This window comes from Rhodococcus sp. 14-2496-1d (genome assembly GCF_002259365.1).
In the GTDB taxonomy this organism is placed as follows: domain Bacteria; phylum Actinomycetota; class Actinomycetes; order Mycobacteriales; family Mycobacteriaceae; genus Rhodococcoides.
In genome coordinates, this window is sequence record NZ_NPFV01000023.1 from 16492 (window position 1) to 33397 (window position 16906).

Annotated in this window: 15 protein-coding genes; 11 read left to right on the plus strand and 4 right to left on the minus strand. The window is 64.5% G+C overall.

Going from position 1 to position 16906, the window contains the following annotated elements; genetic code table 11:
- Positions 1 to 54 precede the first annotated feature (54 nt).
- Together CH296_RS17570 and CH296_RS17575 are read left to right on the plus strand one after the other, a co-directional pair.
- A complete protein-coding gene (locus CH296_RS17570) occupies positions 55 to 867 on the plus strand; it encodes a cyclase family protein (RefSeq protein ID WP_045199325.1) in 813 nt (270 codons plus the stop codon).
- Positions 864 to 2291, plus strand: coding sequence for an MmgE/PrpD family protein (locus tag CH296_RS17575; RefSeq protein ID WP_094629325.1), 1428 nt, complete (start codon positions 864 to 866; stop codon positions 2289 to 2291). The genes CH296_RS17570 and CH296_RS17575 overlap by 4 nt, the downstream gene beginning before the upstream one ends.
- Before the next feature lie 58 nt (positions 2292 to 2349).
- Here CH296_RS17575 and CH296_RS17580 read toward each other — a convergent pair whose 3' ends face one another.
- On the minus strand, positions 2350 to 3177 hold the full coding sequence (locus CH296_RS17580; RefSeq protein WP_032394945.1) for a CoA ester lyase: 828 nt from the start codon (positions 3175 to 3177) through the stop codon (positions 2350 to 2352).
- Positions 3174 to 3962, minus strand: a complete 789-nt coding sequence (locus CH296_RS17585; RefSeq protein ID WP_045199332.1) for an IclR family transcriptional regulator — start codon at positions 3960 to 3962, stop codon at positions 3174 to 3176. The genes CH296_RS17580 and CH296_RS17585 overlap by 4 nt, the downstream gene beginning before the upstream one ends.
- A 210-nt stretch (positions 3963 to 4172) precedes the next feature.
- Between CH296_RS17585 and CH296_RS17590 the strand changes: the two genes are divergently transcribed.
- The 9 genes from CH296_RS17590 to CH296_RS17630 are packed head-to-tail and all read left to right on the plus strand — an operon-like array spanning position 4173 to position 13529.
- Complete coding sequence (locus tag CH296_RS17590; protein ID WP_094685331.1) at positions 4173 to 5393, plus strand: ABC transporter substrate-binding protein; 1221 nt, start codon at positions 4173 to 4175, stop codon at positions 5391 to 5393.
- Positions 5390 to 6379 (plus strand): branched-chain amino acid ABC transporter permease, encoded by a 990-nt coding sequence (locus CH296_RS17595; protein ID WP_045199335.1) that lies wholly within the window; start codon positions 5390 to 5392, stop codon positions 6377 to 6379. The genes CH296_RS17590 and CH296_RS17595 overlap by 4 nt, the downstream gene beginning before the upstream one ends.
- Entirely contained in the window at positions 6376 to 7419 is a 1044-nt protein-coding gene (locus tag CH296_RS17600) for a branched-chain amino acid ABC transporter permease (protein ID WP_052049407.1), read from the plus strand. The genes CH296_RS17595 and CH296_RS17600 overlap by 4 nt, the downstream gene beginning before the upstream one ends.
- Positions 7416 to 8138, plus strand: coding sequence for an ABC transporter ATP-binding protein (locus CH296_RS17605; protein WP_032395095.1), 723 nt, complete (start codon positions 7416 to 7418; stop codon positions 8136 to 8138). Before CH296_RS17600 ends, CH296_RS17605 begins: the two co-directional genes overlap by 4 nt.
- A complete protein-coding gene (locus CH296_RS17610) occupies positions 8135 to 8839 on the plus strand; it encodes an ABC transporter ATP-binding protein (RefSeq protein ID WP_032394949.1) in 705 nt (234 codons plus the stop codon). Before CH296_RS17605 ends, CH296_RS17610 begins: the two co-directional genes overlap by 4 nt.
- 13 nt (positions 8840 to 8852) lie before the next feature.
- Positions 8853 to 9485 (plus strand): hypothetical protein, encoded by a 633-nt coding sequence (locus CH296_RS17615; RefSeq protein ID WP_094629320.1) that lies wholly within the window; start codon positions 8853 to 8855, stop codon positions 9483 to 9485.
- A complete protein-coding gene (locus CH296_RS17620; RefSeq protein ID WP_094682015.1) occupies positions 9482 to 10852 on the plus strand; it encodes an FAD-binding protein in 1371 nt (456 codons plus the stop codon). The genes CH296_RS17615 and CH296_RS17620 overlap by 4 nt, the downstream gene beginning before the upstream one ends.
- 23 nt (positions 10853 to 10875) lie before the next feature.
- The gene (locus CH296_RS17625; protein WP_094647123.1) at positions 10876 to 12342 is read left to right on the plus strand and encodes a dihydroorotase family protein; all 1467 of its coding nucleotides are present in this window, start codon (positions 10876 to 10878) and stop codon (positions 12340 to 12342) included.
- Positions 12339 to 13529: a CaiB/BaiF CoA-transferase family protein gene (locus CH296_RS17630; protein ID WP_094658080.1), complete on the plus strand. Its 1191-nt coding sequence runs from the start codon at positions 12339 to 12341 to the stop codon at positions 13527 to 13529. The genes CH296_RS17625 and CH296_RS17630 overlap by 4 nt, the downstream gene beginning before the upstream one ends.
- A gap of 40 nt (positions 13530 to 13569) precedes the next feature.
- Here CH296_RS17630 and CH296_RS17635 read toward each other — a convergent pair whose 3' ends face one another.
- Complete coding sequence (locus CH296_RS17635) at positions 13570 to 14496, minus strand: ABC transporter substrate-binding protein (protein WP_094685332.1); 927 nt, start codon at positions 14494 to 14496, stop codon at positions 13570 to 13572.
- Between the two features lie 75 nt (positions 14497 to 14571).
- Positions 14572 to 16869, minus strand: coding sequence for an excinuclease ABC subunit UvrA (locus tag CH296_RS17640; protein ID WP_094685333.1), 2298 nt, complete (start codon positions 16867 to 16869; stop codon positions 14572 to 14574).
- Between the last annotated feature and the right edge of the window lie 37 nt (positions 16870 to 16906).

The window sequence follows — 16906 nt, forward strand, 5'->3', positions numbered from 1 at the left end:
CGACATTACGCTGGTGTGAGGTGACTGCTCAGCGTCGAACGAGGAGATGAAGCAATGTCCGATCAACTTCTTCGTGCCGTCCAGGGGGGCGTGCACGCAGTCGATCTCGGTAGGCAACTGAGGGTCGGCATGCCGCAGTCACCCAATCATCCGCAGTTCTGGCACACGTTGCCGCGCAGGCACGGTGACATGACCCGAGCGGATGGCGGCAGTGCCGCGAACGACATGATCACCACCGGAACGCATGTGGGTACCCATATCGACGCTCTTGCTCACGTCAGCCAGGACGGGAAACTGCACGGCGGGGCCGACGCAGGTCAGTCCTGCCTCGGTGGGAAATACGTCGAACACGGAGTACACACCATCGAGCCCATGATCCGCCGCGGTGTGCTGCTGGACATTCCGAGGCTCCTCGGTGTCGGCCGCTGCGAGGGTGGATACGAGATCACCGTCGACGATCTCGAATCGGCATGTGCAGCAGAGGGTGTCGAGATCGGGGCCGGCGATGTCGTCTTGATTCGCAGCGGCTGGGGGCAGTTGTTCGCCGAAGGGCTGCCCTACGTCGGCGGACCGTCCGGTGTTCCCGGAGTCGGAGAAGCAGGCGCGCAGTGGCTGGCGGACAGAGGCGTACACGCTGCAGGTGCCGACACGATCGCGTTCGAGCGGCTCGCTCCCGGCAGTGGCCACGGTCTGCTACCTGCGCATCGAGTTCTCTTGGTGGAGAGCGGAATTTACATCATCGAGGCGCTCGACCTCGAAGAGCTCTCGCAGCAGGAACTCTTCGAGTTCACGTTCCTCCTCGTGCCGCTGAACATCTTCGGCGCAACGGGTTCGCCGGTCCGGCCGTTGGCGGTGAGGTCCGCATGACCGAACGCACACTCGCGCAGCACATAGCGCATTTCGCCGCGACCACCCGCTACCACGATCTCCCCGAAGCAGTCGTCGCCTCGGTGGGGATGCGAGTACTGGACACACTCGGAATTGCAGTGGCTGCCACCGACCTCGATACCAGTCGGGCCGCGACCGCGTGGGCACGAGAACAAGGTGGGTCGGCAACGGCGTCCGCCGTCGGACTCGATGTTGCACTCCCGCCTGCCATGGCCGCCTTCGTCAACGGCGTGCTCGCGCACTCGCTCGATTTCGACGACACCCATCTGCCGTCGATCCTGCACCCGAGTGCCAGCGTGGTGCCTGCGGCACTCGCGGCCGCTCAAGAGCACGGAGCCGACGGCCGAGAACTCGTGCGTGGCATCGCGATCGGGCTGGAAGTGTGTGTGCGAATCGGAATGGCGGGGTTCGATCCGGAGACCAAGAATTCGGTGTTCTTCGAGCACGGTCAACACGCCACCTCGATCTGCGGTGCCATGGGCAGCGCCGTGGCTGCAGCCGTCATCGGTGGTGCATCCGAGGAACAGATCGTCGACACGATGGGTATCGCGGCCTCGATGGCGTCGGGCATCATCGAGGCCAACCGCACCGGCGGAACGGTCAAGCGTATGCACTGCGGATGGGCGGCGCACTCCGCTCTGTCTGCAGCCGGGCTTGCGCGACACGGGATCACGGGACCGCCGACCGTCCTGGAAGGACGGTTCGGCTTCTTCCAGGCCTGGTTGCACGAACCGGGCCGAGCCGACGAAATCCTGAACGGCCTCGGCTCCGAGTGGGCTGTTCCCGGAATCTTCTTCAAGCCGTACCCGGCCAATCACTTCACCCATGCTGCGATCGACGCGGGAGGAGCCCTTCGCGCGCGTGGAATCGGTCCGGAGCAGATCGAGAAGCTGGAGCTGGGGGTACCTGCGGCGAACCTGCGGACGATCGGCGAACCCATCGACGTCAAGCGCACGCCCGAGACCGGATACATGGCTCAGTTCAGCGGCCCCTACGCGGTTGTGGTCGGGCTGCTGGGCGGGGGAGGACTCGGTGCCGCGCTCGAGGACTACACGGACGAGTTGGCGAAGTCGGCGGATCGACGTGCGCTGATGGCCAAGGTCGACGTGGTGCCGGATGCCCGGTGTGATGCCGTTTTCCCCCATCAGTTCCCGGCGGTGCTGACCGCAACACTGACCGACGGAACGGTCGTGGTCGAAGAGGTGTTGACCACGCGCGGAGGACCAGAACGGCCGCTGTCGTTCGGTGAGGTCTCGACCAAGTTCACCAGCAATGCCGGGCCGTTCCTCTCCGACGTCGAACTGAAAGAATTGGCCGGTCGATGCGATCGGCTCGGGGACCTGACCGACATCGGAACACTGCTTGCTCCGTTGACCGATCTGAAATCGACCACGCAGCAATAGGACAGTCCTCGGGCACCGTCCACTCGTATGGCGGTGCCCGAGCTGCAGTGCGACCGGCTCAGGCCCGGGCGAGGATTTCCCGCGCGCCCCGTACCACTGCTTCGTCGACGAATCTGCCGTTGTCGTCGACGGTCGGACCACCCTGGGCCACGTCGTACAGTTCCACCAGTCGACGGGCTGCAGCCACGTCGTCCGTCGACGGCGTGAGTGCGGCATTGATGATCGGAACCTGGCTCGGGTGCAATGCCGTCCGGCCGCGGAAACCCATCTGCACGAAACGTGCTGTGGTGGTGACGAATCCGTCCAGATCACGGAAGTCGGTCGACGTCGGAGCGATCGGTGCGGCCAATCCCGCTGCAGCGCAGTCGATCACGACGTTCAACCGAATGGCGTCGATCATCGATTCGGTGTGCTCCGATCGTGTGATACGCAGGTCGGCGAGGAGGTCGACCTCGCCGACCCCGAAGGTTCGAACCCTGTTGCATCGAGCCATCTCCGGCACAGCGCGCAAGGAGTGAGCTGTTTCGATGAGGCCGATCAGCTCGATGTCGGGGAGATTGCGCATGTCGAGGAATCGGTCCGCACGTGTCAGGGACTCGGTCGAACACTTCGCCACCATGATGCCGGTGACTCCGGTTCCGGCGACGGCCTCGAGATCCTGCGTCATGAACTCAGGGGTGACCCGAATCCAGATCTGGGTGTCGGTGGATGACCTCGACGCCAACCACTGTGCGACCTCGTTGCGCGCTCGGTCCTTGTCCGGCAGCGGAACTGCGTCCTCCAAATCGATGATCACCGCGTCGGTCTCTCCGCGCACCGCCTTGTCGAACAGCTGCGGCTTGTTCGCGGGGACGTAGAGGAACGATCGGGCGGATGTAGGGATCATCGGGCTGCTCGCGCTTCCAGGATGGTGGTGATCGATCGAGCCGCGGCGACGACCTGGCCGGCGTGGACGATGTGCTCGTCGTCCGCTGAGGAGGAGTAGCGAAAGGCCGGACCGGACGAGCTGACCGAACCGAGGACGTGGCCCGCGGCGTCGAAGAAGGGAGCGGCGATCGATGCTGCACCGGTATTGCGCTCGTTCGTCGAGGTCGCGTACCCGTTGGTGCGGATGTCGTCGAGGCGAGCGCGGAAGCGGGTCTCGTCGGCGTCAGGGGTGGTGCTGCGGAGTTCCTGGAAGGCTTCCTCCGCGAATCGGTCGGGGAGGAACGCCAGGATCGCTCGGCTCGACGCTCCCGAGTGCAATGCGTACTGCGGGCCGATTTCGACGACCATCTTCACTTCCTGCGGGCTCTCGTACTGATCGAGATAGACGCGGCGGTGCCCGACGAGTACCGACAGCGTGGCAGTTTCACGTGTGTTCGCACGGAGCGCACGCAATACCGGAGCGGCGATGGACCGCACGTCGAGTTGGCTCCAGGCCTTGGTTCCGAGTCCGATCGCGGCGGGACCGAGGGAATACGTCGACTCGCCCGCGACGGGCTGCACGATCGACCGCGATGCGAGCGATTGCAGAATGCGGTGCACCACAGCCTTGCTCAGCCCAAGCGTTCGAGCGATTTCCGATACGCCGAGTGCGCGATCGGATTGGGCGAATGCGATGAGCACGTCGGCGACACGATCGGCCGACTCGGTGCCGGTCGATGTCTCCAGTACTGGCCTGCTGACCATAAGTGCCACCTTTCGGATGTGCATGCGTTCCGCTGAGCGAACCATACCCGTAACAAGAATTTGACGGAAGAGCCTGTTCTGAGCCCGTGATGCGTGCCATACTCGATTCCAGCGAGATCAATCATCAATCTGATGGTGCGCTCAGCGGAACGGTTGGTTCCGCCCAGTGGTTCGACTCGGCGCCGGTAGGCGCGGAAGGCAGATTCGACAATGAAGAAGCTCGTAGGTGTGCTGACGGCCGTTGCCGTCGTGGGTGCTGCAGCGTGTGGTTCGTCCACCGGTTCGGACGACTCCGGCCCCATCAAGATCGGATCGGTTCATCCCACCACCGGAGCGCTGGCAGGTGTGGGCGGTCTGATGAACGACGGTGCTGCACTGGCGGTGGCCGATATCAATGCAGCAGGCGGCATTTCGTCCCTCGACGGTCGGCAACTGGAATTGGTATCGGGTGACAGCCAGGGCAAAGCAGAGGTCGGACAGAGCGAGGCGCAGCGACTGATCGACGACGGCGCGGTGTCGCTCATCGGCACGTACCAGAGCGACGTCACTCAGAATGTCGCCTCTGTCGCCGAACGATCGCGGGTACCGCTTGTGATCGACGTGGCGGTGGACGACAAAATCCTGGACCAGGGGTACCAGTACTCCTTCCGCATGCAGCCGAACGCCTCCAGCATGGGAACCGACGGTGCAAAGGCGCTCGCCGCGATCGAAGAGCAGACCGGTCAGGCCATCGATCGAGTCTCCTACCTGCACATCGAAGGATCGTTCGGCGACAGTGTCTTCAACGCATTCGAGGCCGAGGCTGCGAACCAGGGAATCTCGTCGGTGCAGGAAATCGCCTATCCCGCAACGAATTTCTCCGACGCCACCACACAGGTGCGTGAGGCTGCAGTATCCAACCCCGACGTCATAGTCGCCACCGGCTACTACCCGGACGGTCTGTTGATCGCCCGCGCCGTCGAGCAGCTGAATCTGAACGTCAAGGGTGTCTACGGAATTGCCAACGGCGCTTTCGACGACAGCTCTTTTCCCGGCGACGCAGGCGCGGCCGGCGACGGTGTGTTGAGCGCCAACTACCACTTCGACGCCACCAGCGACCGCGTCACCGACATTCGTACGCGGTTCGAGGCCCAGTACGGACGCCCGATGGAGACGGCAGCGATGCTGTCCTACCAGGCGGTCGAGGTCATCGCGGCGGGCCTCAACGACGGAGCCTCCAGTGACCCGGAAGATCTGCGCGAGGCGATTTCCGGCGTCTCGATCGACGACCCGCTCCTCGCGTTCAGCGGACCGATCGAATTCGACGAGACCGGGCAGAACAAGAACGCAACCGTCATTGTCATGCAGGTCCGCGACGGTGCAATCGCACAGGTCTTTCCCGAGGAGTTCGCAACGGACGCAATCGAATTCCCCGTGGGAGCCGGCCAGTGACGGCGGCTACCTCGACTGCGGAGAAGACGGGTAAGCGAGGTCTGGCCGGGATCGACCCCGGCATCCCGGTCGCAGCAGCGATCGTCGTCATCATGGCGGTGATCTACCTCGTCGGTGGTAAAGATCAGGGCTTGGTCACGCAGTCGGTCGTCTCCGGGCTTCTGCTCGGCGGCGTGTACGCACTGATCTCGGTCGGACTGACGCTCATCTTCGGCGTTCTCGGCATCGTGAACTTCGCTCAGGGCGCGATGCTGACGATGGCGATGTACATCGTGTACGCGCTATCCACTGCCGGGTTGCCGGTCTACGTCGCGACGCTGCTGGCAGTTCCGGTGATGTTCCTGTTCGGCATGGTCGTTCAGGCAACTCTGCTGACGAAGCTGACCATCAGTGGCAGCCACGACGGCCCTTTGCTCGTCACCCTCGGCCTGTCTCTGCTCATCATCAACGTGCTGCTGATGATCTTCGGCGGGCGACCTCAATCGGTCCAGGCACCGATCGACGGTTCCCTCGACGTTCTCGGTGCGGTGGCGTCGTGGCCGCGCGTGGTGGCGTTCATCGGTGCCGCTCTGGTCGCCGTCGCGCTCAGCGCGGTGCTAAAGCGGACGCCGCTCGGATTGTCCATTCGCGCAGTCGCATCCAACTCCGAAGGCGCGAAACTCGTGGGCGTCGACATCGGCAGGGTCTATGCGCTCACCTTCGGTATCGGTGCCGCGTGCGTCGCCGTCGCCGGCGGGTTGATGACACCGTTCACCAGTCTCACGCCGTCGGTCGGAGAACAGTTCACCATCCTGGCGTTCGTCATCGTGGTTCTCGGTGGACTCGGAAGTGTCGTGGGAGCGATGGTCGGTGGCCTCGTCATCGGCCTCGTGCAGACCGTCGGTGCGCTGTATCTACCGGGAACAGGCTCGCTGATCCTCGTCTTCGCGGTGTTCGTCCTCGTCCTGTTTCTCAAGCCCGAAGGATTGTACGGAGCTCGCCGATGACAACGACAACAAGCGCACCCACTCCGGTGCAGCACGATCCACGGTTGAAGGACACCTGGCTCCGACGCCAATTGATCACGCTCGCCATCGGTTTCGTCGTGGTTGCGGCATTGCCGCTGATGCTCGGTGAGCAGGCACAGACCGTTGCCGTTCGCACGCTGATCTTCGCCGTGATGGCCGTGGCGTGGAACATCATGAGCGGGTTCGGTGGCATGTTCAGTTTCGGCCACGCCGCCTTCTTCGGAATCGGTGCCTATACCGGTGCGTATCTCTTGGTCGAACGCGGCGTCTCGCCGTGGATCTCGATGATCCTCGCGGCGATCATCTCGGCGGTGGTGGGAACGCTCATCGCCTACCTGTGTCTGCGCTACCGATTGGCCGGGTCCTACTTCGCATTGGCCACATTCGCCTTCGCGCAGATGTTCCTGCTGCTGGTGCAGAACCTCGAAGTCTTCAACAAGACCGAGGGATTCAACGTGCCGATCCTGCCACGGGATTCGTGGTGGATGCTGCAGTTCGAAAAGGGCAGCCCCAACTACGTCTGGATTCCACTCGTCATTCTGGCCCTCGCCGTTCTCGGCACGATCTTCTACACCCGTTCGCGGGCCGGGCAGTTCGTCCAAGCCACCCGCGACGACGAAACCGCCGCAGCCTCACTCGGTATCGACACGATGAAGTACCGGTTGATCGCCGTAGCGGCGAGTTGTGCGCTGACCGCCGTCGCAGGTGTCTATTACACGCAGTACTACTTCTTCGTCGGACCGGAGCAGGCCTTCGGTTCGGCGGTCTCCGTCGAAGCGATCGTTCCGGCCGTCATCGGTGGCATCGGCACGATCTGGGGACCGGTCATCGGTGCTGCGGTGATCGGGCCGCTGTCCGAGTTGATCAACGAACTGCTACGAAACCCACCCGCCTTCCTCGAATTCCTGCAGGGAACAATCGGATTGGACGTTGCCGCGTACTCGGTGATTCTGATCGCGATCGTGATCTTCCTACCCAAGGGAATCTTCGGCACGATCCGTGAGAGGTGGAACCGATGAGCCTGTTGAGCATCGAGAACCTGAGCAAGTCGTTCTCGGGTATCCATGCGGTGCGCGATGTCAGCCTCGATGTGCCCGAGCACGAATTCCTCGGGATCATCGGCCCCAACGGGGCAGGTAAGACGACCTTGTTCTCCTTGTTGTCGGGTGAACAGCCACCGACCACGGGCCGAGTGATCTTCGACGGTACCGACATCACGGGTTGGCCGGCCAGCAAGATAGCGCGCGCCGGACTGGTCCGCACGTTCCAACTGATGCGCCCGTTCGAGTCGATGTCGGTGTTGGAGAACGTCACCATCGCCGCGTTGTCGAAGCGCAAGTCACGCAGGGATGCGCGGCGTCATGCCCTCGATGTTCTCGATCGTGTGCAGTTGTCCGATCAGGTCGGCGGCAAGGTCTCGGCCATGTCGACCGCGGGATTGAAGAGACTCGAGCTCGCGCGCGCACTGGCCATGGAGCCGCGCGTCGTGCTCCTCGACGAGGTTCTCGCCGGGCTGGTCCCAGCCGAGCGTGCACCGATGATCGAACTGCTGCGCACAGTGCACCAGGAGGGCCAGACGGTGCTGTTCGTCGAGCACATCATGGCCGCGGTGATGGCCCTGTCCGAGCGCCTGGTGGTCATGCACGAAGGTGCCGTGCTCACCTCGGGTGACCCACGCACGGTGGTTGCCGACGACCGTGTCGTCGAGGCGTACCTCGGTGAGGAGAAAACAGCATGATGCTCGAGATCGACAACCTGCACGCCGGATACCGTCGTCTGGAAATCCTGCACGGGCTGAACCTCGCGGTCGACCGACACGAGATAGTCTCTTTGATCGGTGCCAACGGGGCAGGCAAGACGACGACGCTGCGCGCACTGTCCGGTATGGTCTCCACCTCCGGCGGTACGATCATGCTGGACGGCAACGCCATTCACGGAATGCGGGCGGATCGAATCGTCCGGGCAGGACTCGTGCACGTCGCACAGGACCGAGCTCTGTTCGGCAGTCTCACCGTCGCCGACAACCTGGAGATGGGTGCGTACACCCAGAAGCGCAGCGGCGTCAAGGAATCCCTCGACCAGGTCTACGCACTGTTCCCGATTCTCGCCGAACGACGAGAACAGCGGGCCGACACCATGTCCGGCGGTCAGCAGCAGATGCTCGCCATCGGTCGCGCGATGATGTCGAAGCCGCGAGTTCTGACGCTGGACGAACCGTCGGTCGGGCTCGCTCCCAAGCTCGCTGCTCAAGTGCTCGACGCTATCGTGCGAATCCGTGATTCGGGCGTGACCGTGCTGATCGTCGAACAGAACGCCGCACAGGCACTCGCGATCTCCGATCGCGCTTACGTCATCGAGAGCGGATCGATCGTGTTGACCGGCACCGGATCCGAATTGGCACACGACGAGCGGGTCAAAGCTGCCTACCTCGGTATTTAGGAGTTCACTTCACATGCATCTCTTGGCCTTCACCCCGATCGACGTCGACGCGGCAGAATTGCAGCGGCGCCAGGGTCGGTACGACCACCTTTCTCCCGCAGGGATCACCGTCGAGCTCCGCAACATCGGGTCCGACGCGCCGAGCGCACTGGACACCGAACGTGACGTCAGACGGTCGGAGGAGGTGCTGTCTGCTGCATTTCGGTCTGTGCACGACACGGAAGCGGATGGGTTTCTGCCCGACTGCGTGCTCGATCCCTGTGCCGAAGAGGCGGACTCGTTCATCCGGCCCCTCTACGGCCTGACCCGGCTGACGGCATCGTTCTACGCGTCCCAGGGGCATCGAATCGGCGCGCTCGCCCGCAACGATGTGATCGCTGCGGAGATGGATCGCCGGCTCGCGTTCTACGGGGTCGTCGCCGAGGCAACCCAGGTACTCGGGCTCGGTGTGCACGATATCGCCGACACCCGGGCCTGGGGGAGAGCGGTCTCGGAGCACGCGAGGAAGCTCCGGTGCACCATCGCAATCAATGCGTGCTCGGCCGTCGATCTCGTCGATCCACCCGCGTCGCCGCAAGTGGTGGACCCGACCGCCACTGCGCTACGGCTACTGGGTCTGCGATCCGAACTGCAGGTGTCCGCGTGAGCGAGGACGGCCCGGACCTGATCGTGGCCGGCGCGGGCGGCGGCCTCGTTGCTGCGCTCCGCGCCGCCGAGCTCGGCCTCGACGTGCTGGTCGTCGAGGCCAGTGCGCACTTCAAGCGAGGCAACAACACCGCGATGTCGACCGCGATGATTCCCGGCGCGGGGTCACGATGGCAGCGAGAGGCCGGAATCGAGGACTCGCCGCAGCAGTTCCTCGACGACGTGATGCGCAAGACGAAAGGCAGTGCAGACCATCGGCTGGCGTCGGCGCTCGCCGAAGTCAGTGCCACTTTGGTCGAGTGGCTCGCCGATCACGTCCGACTGCCGCTCTCTCTCGTGACCGACTTCTCGTACCCGGGGCACTCGCAATTGCGTTGTCACACAGTCGAAGGCCGCCACGGTAGTGGGATGCTCGAGCACCTCGCGCGAGCGGTCGCCGACGAGCCGCGCATCGATATGTTGACACCCGCGCGACTGACCGACGTGTCAGTCGATTCCGACGGGGTTGTCGACGGAGTGACGATCACGATGCCCGACGGCAGCGTCGACGTCGTTCCTACCCGTGCAGTTCTGTTGGCCACCAACGGCTACGGTGCCAACGCGGCCATGGTGGCGGAGCACGTACCGGAGATCGCCGCTGCGAGGTATCACGGCAGCGAGCACTCCGCGGGCGATGCGCTCACCATCGGCCGTCGTCTCGGTGCCGAGTCGGCGTATCTCGATGCCTACCAGGGGCATGCTGCACTGTCCAAGCAGGCCACGACGCTCGTCGGATGGGCGACGGTGATGCACGGCGGCATCGTGCTCGACACCTCCGGACGCCGGTTCGGTGACGAGACGACAGGTTACTCGGAGTATGCGGCCATTCTGGCCGCTAGACCCGGATCCGAGGGCTGGGTCGTCATCGACCGGTCGATCTACGACAAGTGCTTGTCGTTCAAAGACTTCCAACAGACCGTCGACTCGGGTGCGGCAGTATGGGCCGACGATATGGACGGCCTGGCGGCCGCAACGGGGCTCCCACCTGCGGCGGTGGTGGAGGAACTCACCGCTGTGCAAAGGTATGCCTCGGGAGAGGCCTCGGATCCGTTCGGCCGCAGCTCATTCGGGCACACGCTCACCGGTCCGTATGCAGCCATCAAGATCGTGCCCGCCTTGTTCCATACGCAGGGCGGGCTCGTCGTGGACGAGAACGCACGTGTTCTACGAACCGACGGCTCGGCGATCACCGGCCTGTTCGCCTCGGGCGGTGCCGCGATGGGCATTTCCGGCCACGGTGCTGCCGGGTACCTCGCCGGTAACGGATTGCTCCCGGCACTCGGACTGGCCTACCTCGCGGCAAGCTCACTCAGAACCAACGAACTCTAGTGAAGAAATTCGAAAGGACCATCATGTCAACGCTTTTGATCACCAATGCGCGCGTAGTTCGGCCAGGATCCGACGCCCCCGACGAGGGTGAGTTTCTGGATCTGCTGATCGAAGACGGCAAGTTCACCCGTATCGAGGCGAACATCGATGCAGGATCCGCAGAGACCGTCATCGACGCTGCCGGCAAGGTCGCATTCCCCGGTGTGGTGGACGCACACCAGCACTGGGGTATCTACAACTCGCTCGGCGACGATGCCGAGACCGAGTCGCGGGCGTGTGTCCAGGGCGGCGTGACCACCTCACTGTCCTACATGCGGACTGGCCAGTACTACATGAACACGGGTGGTTCCTACGCCGACGTGTTCCCGAAGGTTCTCGACGCCACCGAGGGGCGCCCGTACGTGGACTACGCGTACCACCTCGCGCCGATGTCCAAAGAACACATCGACGAAATCCCCTCGCTGATTGCCGATCACGGCGTCACCTCGTTCAAGATCTTCATGTTCTACGGCAGCCACGGGCTCCACGGCCGGTCGACCGATCAGAGCGAATTCCTCATGACTCCAGAGGGGGAGCGCTACGACCTGGCGCACTTCGAGTTCGTGATGCGCGGCATCCAGGCTGCCCGAGAGCAGATGGGCGACAAGGCCGATCACATCTCGCTGTCGCTGCACTGTGAGACCGCCGAGATCATGAGCGCGTACACCAAGATCGTCGAAGAAGAAGGCACCCTCGAGGGCCTGGCTGCGTACAGCGCGTCACGGCCACCGCACTCGGAGGGCCTCGCCGTCACCATCGCGTCGTTCCTGGCCGACGAGACGCAGCTGCCCAACATCAACCTGCTGCACCTGTCCTCGCGCAAGGCGTTGACTGCGGCGATGCGGATGGCAAAGGCGTTCCCGCACGTCAACTTCCGCCGTGAGGTCACGATCGGGCACCTGTTGGCCGATATCGACACCGCATACGGTCTCGGCGGCAAGGTCAACCCGCCGCTGCGTCCGCGCGACGACGTCGAAGCGCTGTGGGAGCACCTGCTCGCAGGTGACATCGACTGGGTCGTCAGCGATCATGCGTGCTGCAAGGACGAGAAGAAGTTCGCCGAGGACCGCGGCGACATCTTCGCCGCGAAGTCCGGCTTCGGGGGTGCCGAGTATCTGCTTCCAGGGCTGGTCAGCGAGGGACGCAAGCGCGGCCTGAGCTGGCGGCGTATCGCAGAGCTCACTTCGCTCAACCCGGCCCGACGCTACGGCCTACCGGGTAAGGGCGACATCGCCGTCGGGATGGACGCAGATATCGCCCTGATCGACCCGGACCGCACCTGGACCGTCCGTCCGGAGGATTCCGAGTCTGCGCAGGAGTACACACCATTCGAGGGATTCGAGCTAGGTGCCAAGGTGACCGACACGTTCGTCCGTGGTCAGCGGGTACTCGCCGATGGTGCCGTCTCCGGTGCGCCCGCCGGCCGCTACCTGCACCGCCCGTACCTGTGACGGGGCCACTGGAGGGCATCAAGGTACTCGACATCTCGACGATTCTCGCAGGCCCCCTCGTCGCGCAGATCCTCGGCGACTTCGGGGCAGAGGTCATCAAGATCGAGCACCCCACCAAGCCGGACGGTATGCGCGGGCACGGCTTGGACAAGGACGGTCACCCGCTGTGGTGGACGATGATCGGGCGGAACAAGCGCACGGTCACCCTCGATCTCGGAAACTCCCGAGGCGGAGCCATATTCCGACGCCTGGCCGCAGAAGCCGACGTGGTGGTCGAGAACTTTCGGCCGGGAACCCTCGAACGCTGGGGGCTGGGATATGACGTTCTCTCCGAGCTCAACCCTGGTCTGATCCTGTTGCGTGTCACCGGCTTCGGCCAGACCGGACCGTACGCGACCAGACCGGCCTTCGGAACGCTCGTCGAATCGATGAGTGGTTTCGCGCACCTGACCGGCGAAGCCGATGGGCCGCCGACGCTTCCGGCGTTCGGCTTGGCCGATTCCCTTGCCGGGATCGCGGGCTCGTCGGCCGTGTCGATGGCTCTACTGCACCGCACCAACAACGGCGGCAAGGGGCAGCAGATCGACCTGGATCTGTTGAGCCCCATCATGGCTGCGGTCGGGCCGGGCGTCATCTATGCCGATCAACTGGGCATCGATCAGGAGCGAACAGGGAACCGGTCGAGCAACAACGCGCCCCGCAACCTGTACAAGACCGCAGACGGGTATTGGTTGGCGATCTCCACGAGCGCCAACTCGATAGCCGAACGTGTGCTGGTGCTGGTGGGTCACCCCGAGGTGCTGGACGAACCGTGGTTCGCCACCGGGCGTCAGCGCGCCGCCCACGCCGACCTTCTGGACGAGTACGTCGGCGGCTGGATTGCCAAGCGGACCAAGGACGTGGTGATCGACGAGTTCGAAAAGGCAGGAGCGGCAGTCGCTCCCGTCTACAAGCCGAGCGACCTGTTGTCCGATCCGCAGGTGAACGCCATCGAGATGGTGACGACCGTCGAGGACGACGACCTCGGCCCCGTGCGCATGCAGAACGTCATGTGGCGGATGGGTGGCAGTCCCGGCCGGATCAGATACACCGGCCGCAAGCACGGTGCCGACACCGACCAGGTGCTCACCGAAATAGGGTGCAGCGCCGACGAGATCGAGGCCATGCACCGCGACAGCATCGTGTAGAGCGCGGCGGGTGGTCGCGGTGTCCGGTCACCCGCCGAGTTCACTCGGGAATCTGCTGCACCACGGCGGCGACGGCTTCCACCTGGTCCGCGATCCGTGGCCCCCATCTACTCGACAGGTCCTCGTCCATCGGGAAAATCCTGCCGTCTCGGACGGCGGTCATCGAACCCCACCCCGGTCGAGCCGCGACCGATTCGGCTGTGACTCCACAGCACTGTGCGTCGGCGAGGAACACGATATCGGGATTGGCGGTGATCACCGACTCGGCGGACAGCTGCGGGTAATCACCAGCCCCGGATCCGTCGGCGATGCTCTGCAGACCGAACAATCCGTAGATCTGGCCGACGAAGCTCTGGCTGCTCACGGTGTACAGGGTGTCGTCGAGTTCGTGGAAGTACGTCAACGGCTGATCGCGTGTCGGCACGCTCGCGACGGCAGCATCGATGCGGTCACGCATCTGCGCGACCACCGCATCACCTTCGGCGTCGTGCCCGGTCGCGTCTGCCACTTGTTCGATCTGCGAGTACGCGTCGTCGAGGCTCGTCGCGGCCGGGACCAGCAGCGTCGGAATGCCTGCCTCGGCCAGGGTGGACGTCACCAGGCCGAGGTCGGTGGAGGTGATCACCAGATCGGGGTCGTACGCGACGATCGCCTCGAGGCTCGGCGTCAACGCAGACAGCCCGGTCTTCGGGGCATCGGCGGGATAGTCCGACTGATCGTCGACGGCCGCCACCTGCTCACCCGCTCCGACGGCGTACAGGGTCTCTGTCGCCGTCGGGCTCAGAGAAACGATCGAACGGGGCATCGCGTCGATGGTGACGGTCTCGCCGTCCGAGCCCGATGCGATCGTCCTCGGGAACTCCCCGCTCGACGCCGTGGTGGAGGAAGCGGTCGGCGGGGAGTCCGTGGTCGTGTTGCCGCATCCGGTCGCGAGCAGCGCGATGACCGCGAACCCGGCTGAGATCATTCGTGCCGATCGACGCTGCACTGCCACTCCTGTGTTTCCGGTGCCTCTTGGAGCGCCAACACTATCGGGTCGCGGTCAGCGACCCAGGCTCCGTGCCAGGTACGTGCCGGTGTGGGTGTCGGAGACCACCAACTCGTCGACGGTTCCGGTGAAGGTGATCAGTCCGCCGTTGTGTCCGCCGTCGGGGCCGAGGTCGATGACCCAATCGGCCGCGGCGATGACGTCGAGGTTGTGTTCGATGACGATCACCGACCTGCCCTCGTCCACCATTCCGGACAGCAACGCAATCAGGTTCGACACGTCCGACGGGTGCAGACCGGTCGTCGGCTCGTCGAGTACCAGCACCGGCGACGACCCGACCAGTTCGGTGGCGAGCTTGAGCCGTTGCCGCTCTCCGCCGGAAAGCGACGACAGATTCTGGCCGAGCGAGAGGTAGCCGAGCCCGACATCCCGGCACCGGCGGAGGATGTCACGGATCTTCTTGACCTCGAAGAAGTCCTGCGCGTCCTCGACGGACATCTCGAAGATGTCGGCGATGCTGACGCCGTCGACGGTATGGCGGATCGCACCCGACCGAAAACGCCTGCCCTGGCACGTCTCACAGGTGCTCGTCACCGGGTCGGTGAAACCGAGATCGGTGAAGATGACCCCGCTGCCCTGGCAGTCGGGGCAGGCGCCGTCGGAGTTGGGCGAGAACAGAGACGGCGGCTGGCCGGTCTTCTTGGCGAAGTATGCGCGGATCGGGTCGAGCAGACCGGTGTACGTCGCGGGGGAGGAGCGGCGTGATCCGCGGATGGGTGCCTGGTCGATGATGACGGCGTCCGGCGCGGCCTCACGGAGGTGGCCGTGGATGAGGCTCGACTTTCCGGAACCAGCGACCCCGGTGACGGCGGTCAGAACTCCGAGCGGCACGTCGACGCTGACATCTCGTAGGTTGTGCGTGCTCGCTCCGGTGATGCTCAGCCAACCCGAAGGGGCACGGGGAGTGCGTAATTCGACGCCCTCGCGCCGCAACGCGGCACCGGTCCTGGTGTCGGCGCTGCGGAGTTCGTCGTAGGTGCCCTCGAACACGACTGTGCCACCGGCCTTTCCCGCGCCCGGGCCGATCTCGACGATGCGGTCGGCTATCGCCATGACCTCGGGGTCGTGCTCGACGACGAGGACGGTGTTGCCCTTGTCGCGCAGCGCGAGCAACATGTCGTCGAGGCGGTGGACGTCGCGGGGGTGGAGGCCTGTGGTCGGTTCGTCGAAGACGTAGAGCATGTCGTTGAGGGTGGCTCCGAGGTGGCGCACCATCTTGATGCGCTGGGATTCACCGCCCGACAGCGACGACGTCGCCCGGTCCAGGCTGAGGTAGCCGAGACCGAGATCGACGAGTCTTCGCAGTTGCGTGACGATTTCGGCGGTGACCGTACCCAGGCCGCTGACCTTCCACCCGTCGATGCGGTCGGCGAGTTCGGACACCTGCATCGCGAACGCGTCGGGCAGAGACAGGCCCTCGAGGGTGGCACCGCGGATGGTCTCGTTGTAGCGGGAGCCGCCGCAGGACTCGCAGACGCCGCGCGTGACGATGCGCTCGAACGCGAGCTTGGCCTTGCCCTTCAGGGCGTCGGCGTCCTTCGCCAGGTAGCTGCGCCGGAACCGCGACACGATCCCCTCGTAGCTCTTCATGACGGCGTCGGGGTTCAGCACTTCGACCTCGCCGGGCTTGGCGTCGAAGAATATGTGGCGCTCGCGGGCGGAGTACTGCTCGATCGGGACATCGAGATCGAACAGACCCGAGTCTGCGAACACCCGATACGGCCATTTGCCGACCTCGAAGTCCGGATGTTTGAACGGCCCCTCGCGCAGGGACTTCGACTCGTCCACCAGTTCTGCGAGGTCGACGACCTTCGCCTCGCCGAGCCCTTCGCACTCGAGGCACATGCCGGCCGGGTCGTTGAACGAGAACGCGTTCGCGAACCCGATCGTCGGGGTGACGCCGCGGGACCAGAGCATGCGCAGCCAGTCGCCGATGTCGGTGATGGTGCCGACCGTCGACCGCGGGCCACCGAACAGGCGCTTTTGGTCGACGATCACGACTGCCGACAAGTTCGCGATCATATCGGCGTCGGGGCGACCGTAGGACGGCAGGAAGGTCTGGGCGAACGCGGTGAACGTGGAATTGATCTGCCGTTGAGCTTCGGCAGCGATGGTGTCGAACACGAGTGACGACTTCCCCGACCCGGAGACGCCCGCGAACACGACGAGCGATCGCTTGGGCAGGTCGAGGTCCACGTCGCGGAGATTGTTCTCGCGTGCTCCGCGAACGATGATCGTGGACAGTTCGTTGTTGGATGGCTGGGCTGGGGTGGTCGGCTGGGCCTGGGTCATGTGCGCTGAGGTCGCCTTTCGCCGCCCCCGACGCTGG